Origin of the sequence: Kitasatospora sp. NPDC088548, from assembly GCF_044753005.1 — a bacterium.
Lineage (GTDB): Bacteria > Actinomycetota > Actinomycetes > Streptomycetales > Streptomycetaceae > Kitasatospora.
This window is the reverse complement of the sequence record NZ_JBIVMI010000031.1, coordinates 86,052-100,807: the sequence shown is the minus strand read 5'-3', so window position 1 is coordinate 100,807 and position 14,756 is coordinate 86,052. Positions and strand designations below refer to the sequence as shown.

The following is a 14,756-nucleotide window of genomic DNA, read 5'->3' as shown; positions in this document are numbered from 1 at the left end:
GGGAGCCGGGCCCGCGTACGTCCTACTTGGCGACCACCCGGACCGGGACGGTGCGACTGCCGACGACGATGGCCGGCCCCTCCAACGGCACCACCGCCACCCTCGCCGTCACCGGCATCACCCCGGCCCCGTCCTGTCCGGTCAGCTTCAGCCGGTACTTCACCGTCCTGCTCTGCCCGGGAGCGAGCGTGAACGCACCGTTCCCGTCCCTTGCCGGCTTGTCGGTGGAGCGGAGGTCCATGGCCGTCCAGGTATCGCCGTCCTGCCGTTCCAGAGTGCCGGAGACAACCGGCGAGGCCCCGGCGTACGACTCGGCCGCCACGACGGGCACCAGCGCGGAATAGCCGGTCCGGCTGGTGTTCCGGTAGGTGACCGAGAACGTCACCGCGCTGCCGTCGTTCGGCACCTGCTGACCCACGCCGAGTCCCTCGAAGCCGATGCTCACGTCATTCTGGTTCGGCCGCAGCGCCGGTACCGGGTGGCCGCCGACGTCCAGGGTGTCGAGGATCGACACCAGGGCGGTCTGGTACTCCGGCTTGAGCCCGATGGCCGAAAGGAACACCTGGTCGTCCGGCAGGGCCCACATCTGGGCCGTGAAGGACTCCTTGGCATTGCAGGTGACCTGCCACTGCGACTTGCGGGCGGCTCGCCCGGCCACGATGTCCCTGGTCTGCACCGGGTTCCCGCTGGTCATCGGTTCGCCCTCGGTGGGCACGTGCGGATTGCCCCAGACCGGGCAGTAGGGCTGGGAGGTCCAGCCGCCCGGCGAGTCGAGGAACGACATGGCCGGCCAGATATCCGGTTCCTCGTCGAACACCGCCAGCTCCGCCCCGTACGGGGCGCAGTCCCTGGCCGTCGCCGACTTCGGCGCCCCGGGGCTCAGCACGCAGAGCCGTCGGTCGCCGGGGTCCGGCGGCACGACCCGCCAGCCCGCCGGGACCTTGAACTTCACGCCGTGGAACGTGTAGTTGGACGGTGCCGGCGGGGCAGTACTCGCGGTGCCGGACGGAGCAGGGGCACCGAGCGGGGCCTCGGTCCTGACGTCGTCGGTGATCGTCTCCGTGGCCGAGGGGGTCTCGACCGGGGTGGCCGTCGGGCTCGGCTCGGTGGTCGGCTCGGCACTCGGGCTGGGGCTCGGGCTGGCCGTCAGGGTGGCGGCCGGCGGCGGCACCTCGTCCTGCCGGGCCACGGTGTCGCCCCGGAAACCGAGCACGCCGAACGCCAGGGCGGCGGCCAGTCCGAACAGCGGCACGGCGGTGACGTACACCGGCCGCAGCCGGCGCGTCCGGCGGTTCGGCGGGGCGGCCGGGCGCAGGTCGTGCGCGGTGATCCGGGCCGTACGGGCGTTCATCGCCTCGCGGAGCAGCCGTTCCGTCGGGGTCTCGTCCGGCCCGGTGCCGTCGCCGCCGCGCGGGCGGGGAAGTTTGTCGGTCATCGAACCTTCTCCAGGTGCTTTTCCAAGGCGTCCAGGGCCCGGCTTGCGGTGGACTTCACGGCACCCCGGGACAGCCCCAGGGTCTCGGCGATCTGTGCCTCCGACAGATCGGACCAGTAGCGCAGTACCAGCACCTCGCGCTGGCGGGACGTCAGCTCCTGCAGGGCCACCAGCACCCGCCGGTGCTCGTCGTTGAGGACGGCGTGGTCCTCGGCGGACGGCGCGTCGGCCTCGTGCGGCGGCACGTACTCGCGGGCCGTCTTGCGCCGGCGCAGCATCGACCGGGCGCCGTTGACCACCGAGGTCCGCAGGTAGCCGAGCGCGTTGTCCAGGTCGTCCAGCTGCTCGCCGTGCCGCTGGTAGAGCTGGGTGAAGGCCTCCTGCACGACGTCCTCGGCCAGGTCCTGGTGGTCGACCAGGAGGACCGCCATCCGGACCAGGCTCAGCCGGTGAGCGTGGTAGAGGTCGGTCAGGGTGGGCCGGTCCTCGGCCGGCCGGCGCCCGCCGCGCAGCAGCCGGAAGCCCGAACGGCGCTGTGCCGCCTCCGGCTGGACGCTCGGGGCGGCGGTCACCTCGTCGGCCTCCTGCGCACCGAACAGCAGCCCGACCACTCCGGTGAGGGAGAATCCCCGCCCCTTCTCGGGTCCGACGATCGGCCCGATAGCCATGGACATCTACGTTCTGCTTTCCCCCGGGACGGCGCCCGGTGCGGACCGGGCCGTCAGGACACGTGATCAAGGTTGTGATCAGCGGGGACCGTGTCATCGCCGCCGAACCGGCTCCGTCCGCCCCCATACCAATGGACGTGCGGCCCGGCTCGGGGTTGCACGTGGGTTCGAGGAAAGTTCGGCCTGGCCGTGACGGCTACACTCGGCCACATCCCGCCACCTACCTGCAGGGGGTATTCCGTGGCCGAGCAGTACGCCTCGGGGCCGTCGGCCGACTCGGCCGGGCCGCCGGTCGGCACCCCCGGGCCGGTGGACGTCGTGATCGGGCGGCGGCCGGAACCGGTACACGATGTCGCGGTGTACGCCTTCGACGGCATGACGCCGTTCGAACTCGGCGTGGTGGTCGAGGTGTTCGGGCTGGCCCGGCCCGAGCTGAGCGGACTGCTGGCCGCGCCCTGGTACGGGCTCAAGGTCTGCGCCGACCGCCCGGGCAGCGCGCTCGCCTCGGTCGGCGGCTTCTCGCTGACCGCCCGGCACGGTCTGGACGAACTCGCCGCCGCCGACACCGTGGTGGTCCCCGGGGTGCCGAACGCCTTCGGCGGCGAGGTCTCCCCCGGCCTGGTCACCGCCCTGCGCACGGCGCACGAGCGCGGCGCCCGGATCGTCTCGATCTGCTCCGGCGCCTTCGCGCTGGCCGCCGCCGGCCTGCTGGACGGCCGCGAGGCCACCACCCACTGGCGCTACGCCGAACTCCTCCAGCAGCGCCACCCGTTGGTGAAGGTCAACCCGGACGTGCTGTACGTGGACGGCGGCTCCGTCCTGACCAGCGCGGGCAGCGCCGCCGGGATCGACCTCTGTCTCCATCTGGTCCGCCGCGACCACGGCGCCAGGGTGGCCAACAGCGTGGCCCGCCGCTTCGTGGTGCCGCCGCACCGGGACGGCGGGCAGGCCCAGTTCATCGAGGCCGCCGTCCAGCCCGTCGAGGCGGACGACGACGGCGTCGCCCGCAGCATGCGGTGGGCACTGGACCACCTCGCCGCCCCGCTGACCATCACGCTGCTGGCCCGGGCCGCCCGGATGTCCGACCGCTCCTACCTGCGCCACTTCACCGCCCGCAACGGCACCAGCCCGATGCGCTGGGTGATCACCCAGCGCATCGCGGCCAGTCTGCCGTTGCTCGAATCCCCGGACGGCACCGTGGAGGAGATCGCCGCCGCCGTCGGCTTCGAGAGTGCCGCGACCTTCCGCCACCACTTCGGCCGGGTGATGCGCACCTCCCCGACCGCCTACCGCCGCGGCTTCGGCAGCGGGGCGGCTTAGCGCTTGGCGGCCGGTCCGGCGGGCTACTCGCCGGTGCGCAGGGCCGCGTTGGCGAGCATGGCGTCGTGCAGCCACTGGGCGAGGCCCGGGGCGAGCTGCTCGTAGGTGGCGGTGAAGCGGGGGTCGGCGAGGTACATCGCGGCGAGGCCGCGGTGGATCTCGAAGGTGCAGTCGTAGAAGTTGTCGCGGATGTGCTGCCGGTGCACCTCCGCGAGGTCCATGGCGGCGCCGCCGTCGGCGGGCTCGCCCGCGGTGAAGGCCTCGACGAGACGGGCGTTGAGCGCGTCCGCCTCCGCCTTGATCCGCTGCCAGTCGGCCTTGACGTAGCCGCCGGTGCGGCGCTGGGACTGTGCCCAGGCGGCGGTGCCGCCCCACCGCTGCTCGGCCTCGGTCTCCCAGTCCTCCTGGTAGGCCTCGCCGAAGACCTCGAACTTCTCCTCCGGGGTCAGCTGAATACCCATCTTCTGTGCCTCCATGGCGTGTTCGACGGCCGCGGCCAGCTCCTGGAGGTGGCTGATGCGGTCGGTCAGCAGCTGGTGCTGGCGCCGCAGATGCTCGCTCGGGCTCACCGAGTCGTCGTCCAGGATGGCCGCGATCTCTTCCAGGGGAACCCGAGTTCGCGGTAGAACAGGATCCGCTGCAACCGGTCGAGGTCGGTGTCGTGGTACCGGCGGTAGCCGGCCCGGGTGCGGCCCCGGGGGGCGAGCAGTCCGATCTCGTCATAGTGGTGCAGGGTCCGTACGGTCACCTTGGCGATCTTCGCCACCTCGCCGACCGAGTAGCCACCGCCGTCCATGCGGGTCGCTCCCTTCTTGCTGACCACAACCCTCCGTCCTCACGTCGCGTGAGGGTCAACCCCGTATTCGACGGAGGCGGCCGTGGCGGAGGGCTGCCGGCGGAGGCAGCCGTGGCGGAGGCGGCCGTGGCGGAGGGCCGGCGCCCTAGGACGCCGCTCCGGCCAGGGCGCGCTCACGGCGGCGGGCCGACCGGCCGTGGCCGCCGCCGGCCCCCGTCCGCGGGCGGCGGCTCTGCCGGGTGGGCCAGAGCAGCACATACGCGGCCGAGACCACCACGAACGCGAGCCGGACGAACCCGCGCGCCGAGTCGGACGGGACCAGCAGCGTCCCGCCGTACAGCGCGGCCAGCGCGATCCAGCTCCACCACGGGACGAGGCGCTTCTGGCCGACGGCGTCCCAGAGCAGCGTGCCGAGCAGGATCGAGGCGGTGTAGTACGTGTAGACGCTGGGATCGAGCAGGATCCGGGCGTCGGCCCCCAGCAGGACGACGGCCGGCCAGCGGCCGCGCCAGACCGCGATCGTGCCCAGGCCCAGCCCCAGGGCGAACTGCGCGGGCCGGTCCCACCACGGGGTGGCCGGGTCGGTCACCCCGAACCAGCGCAGCGCGGAGGCCGGCTGGTTGGGAATGGTGAACCTGGCGGCCGCCACCGTGTCCAGGTTGCCCAGGTAGAACGGCAGCCAGGCGATCGCGACCAGCCCGGCGAACCAGAGCGCGGTCCGTAGCCACGCCGGCCGGGGCAGCGCGAGGATCAGCGGGGCGAAGGCCAGCGCCCACGGCTTGGAGTCCACCGCCAGCGCCAGGTAGACGCCGACCACGGTGGCCCGGCCGCGGCTGAGCGCGTGCGCGGCGAGAGTGGTGAAGAAGAGGGCCAGCACGTCGTCCAGGTGTGCGAAGCGGACCGAGACCTCGACCCACATCGGGATGAACGCCAGCCCGGCGATCAGCAGCCGCTGCTGGAGCCGGCGATGGTTGGTGCCGGTGCCCCGGTAGTAGCAGGCGGCGGTCCGGCCGACCAGGACCAGCATCACCAGGCCGAGCCCGGACATGGTCGCCTCGGCCAGCAGCTCGCCGGTGTGCGCGGGGAAGGGGTCGAAGAGCCGGGCGACGGCCAGGCTGACCGGGCCGATCTGGAGCTCGGGGTGGTGCGCGTAGAGCGAGAGCCCGCCGTCGGCCTGTCCGCTGAAGAGCAGTTCCTCGCCCTGGCGCAGGTAGTGCCAGGAGAAGCCGCCGCTGGGCTCGACCAGGAGGAACCAGAGCACCGTCCAGGCGACCAGGAGGACGTGGTGTCTACGGATCGGCAGACCTGCGATCCGCCCGGTGGCGGCCTCGTAGTCGGTGGTGCCACGTGCCGTGCGAACTCCCCGCACTTGTCCCTCTTCCCCGCCGTGCCGCCCCCCTCCGGCCGGACATCCTATGTGACCGCAGCGGACCCCCGGCGCCATGGCCGGTCACCGTCGGCGGCATGCGGACCGGTGGGACCGGGCTCACCCGGACGCTCCCCGGCTGCTCCCCGGGCACTCGGGGCGCGCCCCGGTCGCTCTGCGGGCACTCTGCGGGCACTCAGGACCTCCCCGGGTGCGCCCCGAAAAGCCGCGTGCCCCCCGGAGCTCCGGACACCGGATCTCCGAGGGGCACGCGGGTGGCTACGGCTCCCGGGCTCAGCCGTGCTGGGCGGTCCTGCGACGGCGGAGCACCACGAGGGTGCCGACACCGGCCGCGAGGACGGCACCACCGGCGATCGCGATCGCGGTGGTGTTGTCACCGCCACCGGTCTGGGCCAGGTCCTTGTCCGCGTTGTCGGCCCCGTCCTTCGCCTTGGTGACGGCGGCCGGGGTGAGCTTCGGCGGGGTGATGTTCGGGACGGTCACCGGGAAGTCGATCGGCTGCTGGCCGTCGGTGCTGCTCGCCGACGGGACCGGGGCCGAGCTGGACGCCGAGCTGGTGGCGGAGGCGCTCGGCGCGGTGGTGGTCGGAGCCGACGTGGTCGGGGCCGGGGTGGTCGGCTCGGCAGTGGCCGACGGCGAGGTGCTGGCCGACGGCGAGGTGCTGGCCGACGGCGAGGTGGTGGCGGTCGCGGACGGCGAGGCGGTCGTGGTGGCGCTCGGCGAGGTGCTGGCCGACGGGCTGCCGGTCGGCTTCCCCGTGGGGCTCGGCTTGCCGGTGCTGGGCTTGGCGGTCGGGCTCGGCTTGCCGGGCCCGCCTCCCTTGATGGTGAAGCCCGCGCCCTTGATGCCGTCGCAGCTGAAGCGGCCTTCGTTGACCGGCTTGTGGCTGGTGTCGTCGAGCTGCGCGGAGAAGACCACGGGCACCACGCCGGCCTTGCCGAGCGGGGCGTCCTTGGTGAAGGAGACCCGGACCTTGATGGCGATGTTCTTGCCGCGGTTCACGCCGAGCAGGGCGTCCTCCGCGACGTTCCCCTCCTGGCCGATACCGCCGAGCAGGGTCAGCACCGCGTCGTCGTCGGAGTCCCCGCCGCCGGGCGCGACCGAGCCGGGCAGCCACTGGCCGCCGGGCAGCTGGTACTCGACCTTGAGGTCGTCCGCGCCGAGGGAGCCCTCGCGGTTCTTGAACTTGAGCAGCGGGATGAAGACGAAGTCGTGCTTGGTGGAGTTCTCGATCCTGAAGGTGAACTCCCGGGCGTCACCGCCCGCGACGAAGGTGTCCGGCACACCGTGCACGGAGAGGTCGAGGCTCTGACGCCCGGCCTTGTCGGCCTGCGGCGCGGCCGCGGCGGACGGGGAGCCGGTGGTGCCGACGGCCACGGCGCCCTGGGCGCCGGCCAGCACCAGAGAGGACGCGAGCGCGGCGGCGCCGGCAAGGGCAAAACTGCGACGTATGGACAAGGAGACCTCACGAGAGTGTCCGGGCGCGGCCCGGGAGCGCGGCAGGGCACGGCTGTTCGGACAGCGGACCCCCCGCGAAGATGAAAGTCCGACGGAGACTACCGAACGATCCAGCCACTTCGGAAGGTGGGTGCCACGCTGCGCGCACCACTCGCGCCACCCATGTCCGATTGGCCCAACTCCGTCACTTCGTAAGGCTTTTGCACTCGACGGCCAGTTGGCCGCAGCATGACCGATACACGTCCGGAGGACGGTGCCGGGCGGCCCTCCGATGGCCTGAAACCGACGGTGCGCGAAGGTCCCTGGTACGAAGGTTCCGGGTGTGGCCGGTCAGCCCGCGACTGCCGGTCAGCCCGTGCCGCGCCGCCCGCTACGGTCGACCGGCGGGCGGCACCGGACGGTCCGCGTACAGGTGCAACAGGGCGCCGAGGGTCGGGTCGCGGCGCAGACCGTGATCGAGGAGGCCGAGCCGCTCGGCGACCTGGCGGGACCCGGTGTTGTGGCCGTGGATCCAGGCGACCAGCGGCGCCCCGGGCGAGTGGCGATGCGCGGCGGCGATGGCCGCACGGGAGATCTCGGTGGCGTAGCCGTGGCCCCAGTGGGCGGGGGCGAGCCGGTAGTAGAGGTTCCAGTAACCGGTGACGGTCTGGAGCTGTGCGCCGCCGACCCCGACCACCGTACCGTCGGTGCGCAGCCGGGCCGTCCAGTAGCTCAGCCCGTCCGACTCCCAGCGCCGGGCGGCCCGTTCGATCCAGGCCAGGGTGGTCCCCTCCTCCCGGTGCCGGCCCTCGGGCAGATGGCTCCAGGTACGGGGGTCGGTGTTGATCTCGAACAGCGCCGCAAGGTCGTCGGCGCAGACCGCGCGCAGCTCCAGCCGGTCGGTACCGACCAGCCTCGGCTCGCCGGGGAGGGGATCCTTCGTGAACGTCACGGCGCGATCGTAGGCACGCGGGAACGCGCCGGGCACGCGGTTTTCCCCGCGCCGGTCCTCGGGACGGCCGGCGCGGGGACCGGCCGCCGTCAGGCCGGCAGACCGGCCCGGCGGCGGGCGACGGCCGCGACGGCGGCCCAGTCCTTGTCGCCGTCCCCGTGCGCGAGCGCGTCGAGGAAGGCGTCCCGCAACACGCTGCCGAAGGGCAGCGGGACGTTCTCCGCGGCACCGGCGGTGAGGGCGAGGTTGACGTCCTTGAGGCCCAGCGGCAGCTTGAACCCGGCGGGCTCGTAGCGGCGTTCGGCGACCATCGAGCCGTAGCCGGCATAGACCGGCCCGGGGAAGAGGGTGCCGGTGAGCATCTCGATCAGGTCGGTGGGGCGGACGCCGTTGGCCTCCGCCAGGCTGCACGCCTCGGCCATCGACTCGATCGCGCAGGCCAGCAGGAAGTTGGTGCTGATCTTGGCGGCGTTGGCCTGGTGCGGGCTCTCGCCGAAGTGCCAGGTGCGCTGCCCCATCGCGGCGAGCAGCGGCTCGACCCCGGCCAGCACCTCCGGCTCCCCGGCGGCGAGGATGTTGAGTTCGCCCGCGGCCGCCACCGGGGGCCGGCCGAGAACGGGCGCGGCGGCGTAGGCGATGCCGTGCTCGGCGTGCAGGGCCTCGGCGCGCTCGGCGAGCGCCACCGAGACCGTCGCCATGTTGAGGTGCACGGTGACCTTGGCGCCGGCCAGCAACGCCGGGTCGAGCAACAGCCGTTCGACGGCCTCGTCGTTGGCGAGCATCGAGACCACCGTGTCAGCGGCGAACGCGCCGGCGAGCCCGTCGGCCGCCTCGGCGCCCTGGGCCACCAGCGCGGCCACCGGCTCGGGCGAGCGGTTCCAGACCCGGACCCGGTGGCCGGCCCGCAGCAGACTGGCCGCCATGCCCTGCCCCATCGCACCAAGACCCACGAACCCGACCGTCGCACCGGCCATCGCACACTCTCCCGTTGTCGCCTGGCGGGCCGACCGTACGGCCACGATGCGTCGACTGTACGTCAGGCCTTCTGGCCGGTCGGGGATCTGGGCTCAGGCACGACCGTTCAGGCACGACCGTTCAGGCACGACCGTTCAGGCGGGCGCGTTCAGGCGGGCGCGTTCAGGAGCGCGTGTTCAGGCGCACGCGCGCTCCGGGAGCCGGACCGATCCGGCCTGCAGCTCGGCGACGACCCGGCCGCGCAGCAGCTCGTACTGGGCCTGGAGCCGGCCCGGGCGCTGCGGACGGGCCACCGGGCGCCCGGGGCCGACCCGTTCGTCCGGGCCGAACTGCTCACGGGTGAGGTCGATCTCGACGCCCGTGGCGAACCGGTTCCACCAGTGCAGGTCCGTCCGGACCCCGCCGACGTGCACCTCGCCCATCATCAGCTCACCGCCGAGGAGGTCGTGCACCACCAGCGCCGTCACCCCGCACTGGCCGCGGGCGGGATTGTCGGGACGCCAGTGGGCCAGGTCCTCGGGCGCACAGGTGTCCACACCCCAGGAGGAGCGGATCGCACGTTCGATGTCGTTGAGGGTCCACGCCGTCATACCGGGAAGCCTGCCACGCGCCACTGACAGCGGCACCGGCTTTTCACCGGGCCACCCCGTGTTCTGCGCCGACCTTCTCGATCTTCACCCGTACGAGCAGCTCACCGGGTACGCCGTTGCGGGCGCCGTACTGCTCGGCGAGGTCCTCGCCCATGTACCGGGCAGCGATCCTGGTGGCCCAGTGGCGCACCTCGGCCAGGTCGTCGCCGAGCGTGGCGGTGCCCTGGACCACGACGTAGGAGAACGGCGGCCGCTCGTCGTCCACGCAGAGCATCACCCGGCCGTCGCGGGCCAGGGTGCGGCCCTTGACGGTGTCGGCGCCGGTGTTGAAGAGGATCTCGTCGCCGTCCAGCAGGAACCAGACCGGTGCGACATGCGGTCGGCCGTCGGCGCGGGTGGTGGCGATCTTGGCGGTACGGGTGCCTTCGGCGAGGAACGCTCGCCACTCGGCCTCGGTCATGTGTGCCATGGCCTCATCCTGACCCGGCCGGTGCCGCGGCGCACGGGATACGGCGCGCGAAGTACGGCCCGCACCGCGCACGGGGCGCCGCCGAGCGGCCTGGACGGTCGGGGGCCCGTCCTGGCCCCGGCACCGGGCGGCCTACCTGGCGAGCGCGGCGACGCCCGCCTGCGCGAACTGCTCGTCCAGGTCGCCGCTGGGCGCGCCCGCGACGCCGATCGCCGCGACCGGCGCGCCCTTGGACTGCACCGGCGCCCCGCCCGCCAGGAACAGCGTGCCCGGGACGTCCTTGAGATTCGGGGCCTGCGCGAGCCGCTTGGCCAGCTCGGAGGTCGGCGCGTTCCACGAGACCGCCGTGAAGGCCTTGCGCTCGGCGGACTCCGGCGACTGCGGACCAGCGCCGTCGCCCTTGAGCAGCACCCGGGTGACGCCGTCCCGGTCGACGACCGCGACCGAGACGTGCTGGCCGGCCCTGGCGGCCGCGTCCAGGGTGGCCTGGGCGGCCCTGGTGGCGGCCTCGATGGTCAGACCGGTGGTCTGGGCGAGGTTCCGGTTCTGGGTGTCGGCCTTCACCGCGGAGGCGGCGGCCGGGGTCTCGGACGGCTGGGCGCTGGCCGAGACCGCACCGGCGGTGGCGGCGGCCAGCGCGGCGGCGGCGACGGTGCCGGTCAGCACCCGGGTACGCGCGGAGGTCTTCTTCATGGTCCAGCTCCTCGTCGGATCGGTCGGATCGGTCGGAGCCACGGCCGGGACCGGGTCGGACCCGGCGGCTCCGGTGCCGATCCTCCGACGGCCGGCCGGCCCGGCACATCGACGGTCCGGTGCGTGTCCGCGCGCATGATGGAGGACAGGGCCGTCAACCGATCGGCCGATGCGCGACCGGGCCGGACGGGTCACCATCGAGGGATCGCCGCAGGTCGGCACCCAGGTCGCCCGGGCGGCGGGCCACCCGGCCCGAGCCGTCCGAGCCGCCCGGGCCGCCCGGGCCAGGTGGGCCGGGTGAGTCGTAGCAGCCCGCCCGAACGGTGCCAGTGAGGAGCGAACCCGTGGAGCAGCCCCGCCCCGTCGCCGGCCAGGACACCGGGGATCCGGACGCGGGCCGGCTGGCCGTGCTGCTCGACTCCGCCTTCCTGCTGCTGCTCGCCACCTCGCTCAGCCGCTACCTCGCCCACCACCCCGGCAGCGCCCGCATCCCCTGGGTGATCGGCCTGAGCCTCACGCTGGCCGTCGCCCAGCCGGTCGGCTCCTGGCTCGCACACCACCGCCCGCCCGCGGAACCGGGGCGACGGCGCGGGCTCTGGTCGCTCGCCCTGGTGGTCGTGCTCTGGGTGGTGCTCGTCCTGCTCGCGCCGAGCTTCGCCTGGTGCGCCGTCCCGCTGGTCTACACGGCCCTGCGCACCCTGCCCGCAGCCGCGGCGATCCCGCTGGTCGCGGTGCTCACCCTGCTGGTGGTGGTCGGCGAGGTCCGGCTGGGCGGGGTGGACGCCAACCTGATCCTGCTGCCGCCCGCCGTCGCGGCGCTGGCCACCGCCGTCTTCCTGCACATGGAGCGGCAGGCCGCCCGGCAACGCGCGCTGATCGCCGACCTGGTCCGCACCCGGCGCGAACTCGCCGCCACCGAACGGCGGGAGGGCACCCTCGCCGAGCGCGAGCGGCTGGCGATGGAGATCCACGACACCCTCGCCCAGGGGCTCTCCAGCCAGCGGATGCTGCTCCAGGCCGCCGACCGCATCTGGGACACCGACCCGGCGACGACACGCACCCACGTCCGCACCGCCGCCGAGGTGGCGGCCCGCAACCTGGCCGAGGCCCGCCGCTTCGTCCATGACCTCGCACCCGCCGAACTCGCCGACGGCCGCCCGCTCGACCAGGCGCTGCGGTCGCTCGCCGAGCGGGAGTCCGCCGAGAGCGGGCTGCCGGTCCGCTTCCACCTGGACGGCACCCCGGTACCGCTGCCCGCCGCCACCCAGGCCGCGCTGCTGCGGATCGCCCAGGGCGCGCTGGCCAATGTGCGGGAGCACGCCGGGGCGTCGGCCGCCGCGCTGACCCTGTCCTTCCTGGGCGACCAGGCCGTTCTGGACATCGCCGACAACGGACGGGGCTTCGACGTCGGCGCCGCCCGTGCCGACGGCACCGGCGCCGGGGGCGCGCTCGACGGCACCACCCCTGCCCGAGGTACGAAGGCCGGGCGCGGCCACGGCCTGCCCGCGATGCGGGCCCGGCTCCGTCGGTTCGGTGGCGGCCTGACCGTCGAGAGCACCCCCGGCGAGGGCACCGTCGTCTCGGCCGCGATCCCCCTGGAGTCCCGATGAACACCGCACCCGCGGCGCCCCCTGTCCGTCTGCTGGTCTGCGACGACCACGCCGTGGTCCGGGCCGGTCTGCTGGCGCTGCTGGCCAGCGCCGGCGACATCGAGGTGGTCGGCGAGGCGAGCGACGGGGAGGAGGCGGTCCTGCTGGCCGCCCGGCTGGCACCGCAGGTCGTGCTAATGGACCTGCAACTCGGCGAGGGCATCGACGGGGTGGAGGCCACCCGCCGGATCACCGCCACGCCGGGCGCGCCGCACGTCCTGGTGCTCACCACGTACGACACCGATGCCGACATCACCCGGGCGATCGACGCGGGCGCCACCGGCTACCTGCTGAAGGCCGAACGGCCGGAGGAACTGTTCGCCGCGGTCCATGCGGCCGCGCGGGGCCGTACGGTGCTCTCGCCCCCGGTCGCCTCCCGGGTGATGGCCCAGATGCGGACGCCCGTACGCCGGCTCACCGAGCGCGAGCAGGAGATCCTCGCCCGGCTGGCCCAGGGGCTGGGCAACCGGGAGATCGCCCGCGCGCTGTTCATCAGCGAGGCGACGGTGAAGACGCATCTGGGCCGGATCTACGACAAGTTGGGCGTGGACACCCGGGCCGGTGCGGTGGCCGTCGCCAAGGAGCGCAGACTGCTGCGCTGAGCGTCCGCGCGCTTCCGCTCGGTATCGGGCGGTCCGTGGAATGCCGGGTTCCGAGGCGGCGCGCTCCTGGCGCCGCCCGGCCGGACGGGTGCCACCGGCCGGGCGGCCGCACCCCCTGACCGCACCCCGCTCTTCGATTCAACTTGGGTGCGAGGAAAGGGTGTTGATGCACCGGCCCCGGGCCGGGCCGATCGATGACGGCCGGCCACCCACTCACACCCCGCCCGCGAACCCACTCCAGGGATGTGGATATTTCGTGGATCCCCGTATTGACAAACCAACCACGCGGTTTGTTAGCGTGGAGATCAACGACACCCCGGGGGAGGGGATCGCCGGGGTCTGTGCGGACCGCCCTCGCCGGAGGGTGCTGCCAGGGGGGGCGGCGAGACCTTGGGAGTCGGGGGGAGCGGTGCGCCAAGGCCGTGCGACGAGGCGGTGGGGGGGGGGGGCGGGGGGGGGCCCGCCGCCCCCCCCCCCCCCCCCCCCCCCCCCCCCCCCCCCCCCCCCCAACCCCCCCCAACCCCCCCCCCCCCCCCCCCCCCCCCCCGCCGGGGGGGGGGGGGCCCCCCCCCCCCCCCCCCAACCTACGGGGGGGGGGGGGGGGGGGGGGGGGGGGGGGGGGGGGGGGGGGGGGGGGCCCCCCGGGGGGGGGGGGGGGGGGGGGGGGGGGGGGGGGGGGGGCCCCCCCCCCCCCACCTCCCCCGCCCCGCGCCGTCTCCCGCCCGCCCGCGCTATCCCGCTCCCATGGCACTCCAGAACGGGCAGCACACGTCGGGCAATGGCGCCCCGCCCGGGGCCACGGGCACGCCGTGCGGGTACGGCACCCACTCCGAACGGGCCACCCCCGGCGAACCGGCCGTCAGCCCGGCCTGGCCCAGATCGCCGAAGACCAACGCGAGTTGGTAGCCGTCCGGGGTGACCGCGGCGACCCCGGGCAGCTCCCGGCCGACGTTCACCGAGGTGACGGTCCAGCCGCAGCGCCGCCAGTGCCGCTCCACCATGCCGACCAGCGCGCCCCGCCGGGCCGCCGAGACGATCGTGACGATGTCCCGGCTGCGGGTGACGTACCAGTGGACGTCCGCGTCGTCCGGGCCGGCCCCGGGCATCGGCAGCCGCGCACCCGCCCGGGCCACCCCGTGCCGCCAGGCCGGCTCCGGCCGGACGCCGTCCAGCGTGTCCCGCAGCAGCGCCTCGCACCGCTCGGCGGCGGCCGCCTGGTCGGCGGTCACGCCGGGCGCGGAGCGGGCGCCGGGCACCGCCGGAACCCGGTCGGGGCGGCCACCCGAGAGCCAGACGTTCAGTTCGGCACCACCTGGCTGCACAGAGCCCTCCGTAGTCCTCCCGGCGTTCGACCCGGGCAGGGATTCCGTCACCTCTTGGACGACGCGCCGGGCACCGCAGTTCCACGCCCCTCCGGCCCGCCCGCCCCGGGCGACCTGCGCCACATTCACCCCCTGTGCCGTCACATTCCCGCCGCCCGATCCGCTCAGGGGACGTCCGACCCACCGCCGCCGACCCGCACTGACCTATCGCCACCCCCGACACCACCGCACGGCAGGCGGAGCCCCACAACGGAAGGCGACGCGCCCCGATGAACGAACACGACTCCCTGGCCCGGCCGTTCGAGCAGCACCGCCCCCATCCGCGGTCCGCGGCCTACCGGATGCTCGGCCCGCCTCGTCACCGCCCCCAACGGCCAGGTCTTCTCCGTCATGGCCCTCGCCATCGCCAACGACCGCATCACCGAGATCAACCTCCTCGCCGCCCCGACCGCCTCCGTACT

At 74.3% G+C, this 14,756-nt stretch carries 13 protein-coding genes and 1 pseudogene; 3 read left to right on the top strand and 11 right to left on the bottom strand.

Annotation, left to right across the window (positions count from 1 at the left end; translation table 11 throughout):
* Positions 1–22: 22 nt before the first annotated feature.
* Complete coding sequence (locus ACIP82_RS31515) at positions 23–1,435, bottom strand: hypothetical protein (protein WP_400658387.1); 1,413 nt, start codon at positions 1,433–1,435, stop codon at positions 23–25.
* A complete protein-coding gene (locus ACIP82_RS31510; protein ID WP_400658385.1) occupies positions 1,432–2,109 on the bottom strand; it encodes an RNA polymerase sigma factor in 678 nt (225 codons plus the stop codon). Before ACIP82_RS31510 ends, ACIP82_RS31515 begins: the two co-directional genes overlap by 4 nt.
* A gap of 234 nt (positions 2,110–2,343) precedes the next feature.
* On the opposite strand from ACIP82_RS31510, the gene ACIP82_RS31505 reads away from it, so the two are divergent.
* Positions 2,344–3,423: a helix-turn-helix domain-containing protein gene (locus tag ACIP82_RS31505; protein WP_400658383.1), complete on the top strand. Its 1,080-nt coding sequence runs from the start codon at positions 2,344–2,346 to the stop codon at positions 3,421–3,423.
* 23 nt (positions 3,424–3,446) lie between these two features.
* Here the strand turns inward: ACIP82_RS31505 and ACIP82_RS31500 are convergent.
* The 8 genes and pseudogenes from ACIP82_RS31500 to ACIP82_RS31465 all read right to left on the bottom strand — a co-directional run bounded on the left by ACIP82_RS31500 (position 3,447) and on the right by ACIP82_RS31465 (position 10,722).
* Positions 3,447–4,219, bottom strand: a pseudogene (locus ACIP82_RS31500) (MerR family transcriptional regulator).
* A 145-nt stretch (positions 4,220–4,364) separates the two neighbouring features.
* A complete protein-coding gene (locus tag ACIP82_RS31495) occupies positions 4,365–5,588 on the bottom strand; it encodes a hypothetical protein (RefSeq protein ID WP_400658381.1) in 1,224 nt (407 codons plus the stop codon).
* A gap of 291 nt (positions 5,589–5,879) precedes the next feature.
* On the bottom strand, positions 5,880–7,064 hold the full coding sequence (locus tag ACIP82_RS31490; RefSeq protein ID WP_400658379.1) for an LPXTG cell wall anchor domain-containing protein: 1,185 nt from the start codon (positions 7,062–7,064) through the stop codon (positions 5,880–5,882).
* Positions 7,065–7,434: 370 nt separating this feature from the next.
* On the bottom strand, positions 7,435–7,995 hold the full coding sequence (locus ACIP82_RS31485; protein WP_400658377.1) for a GNAT family N-acetyltransferase: 561 nt from the start codon (positions 7,993–7,995) through the stop codon (positions 7,435–7,437).
* 89 nt (positions 7,996–8,084) lie between these two features.
* Positions 8,085–9,014, bottom strand: coding sequence for an NAD(P)-dependent oxidoreductase (locus ACIP82_RS31480; protein ID WP_400658375.1), 930 nt, complete (start codon positions 9,012–9,014; stop codon positions 8,085–8,087).
* 132 nt (positions 9,015–9,146) lie between these two features.
* Entirely contained in the window at positions 9,147–9,560 is a 414-nt protein-coding gene (locus ACIP82_RS31475) for a hypothetical protein (protein WP_363603873.1), read from the bottom strand.
* 43 nt (positions 9,561–9,603) lie between these two features.
* Positions 9,604–10,029, bottom strand: a complete 426-nt coding sequence (locus tag ACIP82_RS31470) for a PPOX class F420-dependent oxidoreductase (RefSeq protein WP_400658373.1) — start codon at positions 10,027–10,029, stop codon at positions 9,604–9,606.
* Positions 10,030–10,161: 132 nt separating this feature from the next.
* Positions 10,162–10,722 (bottom strand): heme-binding protein, encoded by a 561-nt coding sequence (locus ACIP82_RS31465; protein ID WP_400658371.1) that lies wholly within the window; start codon positions 10,720–10,722, stop codon positions 10,162–10,164.
* Between the two features lie 344 nt (positions 10,723–11,066).
* Between ACIP82_RS31465 and ACIP82_RS31460 the strand changes: the two genes are divergently transcribed.
* Together ACIP82_RS31460 and ACIP82_RS31455 are read left to right on the top strand one after the other, a co-directional pair.
* Entirely contained in the window at positions 11,067–12,332 is a 1,266-nt protein-coding gene (locus tag ACIP82_RS31460; protein WP_400658369.1) for a sensor histidine kinase, read from the top strand.
* Positions 12,329–12,973 carry a response regulator transcription factor gene (locus ACIP82_RS31455; RefSeq protein ID WP_363603867.1) on the top strand — a complete coding sequence of 215 codons (645 nt, stop codon included), beginning with the start codon at positions 12,329–12,331 and terminating at the stop codon, positions 12,971–12,973. The genes ACIP82_RS31460 and ACIP82_RS31455 overlap by 4 nt, the downstream gene beginning before the upstream one ends.
* A gap of 731 nt (positions 12,974–13,704) precedes the next feature.
* On the opposite strand, the gene ACIP82_RS31450 is transcribed toward ACIP82_RS31455, so the two are convergent.
* Entirely contained in the window at positions 13,705–14,295 is a 591-nt protein-coding gene (locus tag ACIP82_RS31450) for a hypothetical protein (protein ID WP_363603866.1), read from the bottom strand.
* Positions 14,296–14,756: the final 461 nt, after the last annotated feature.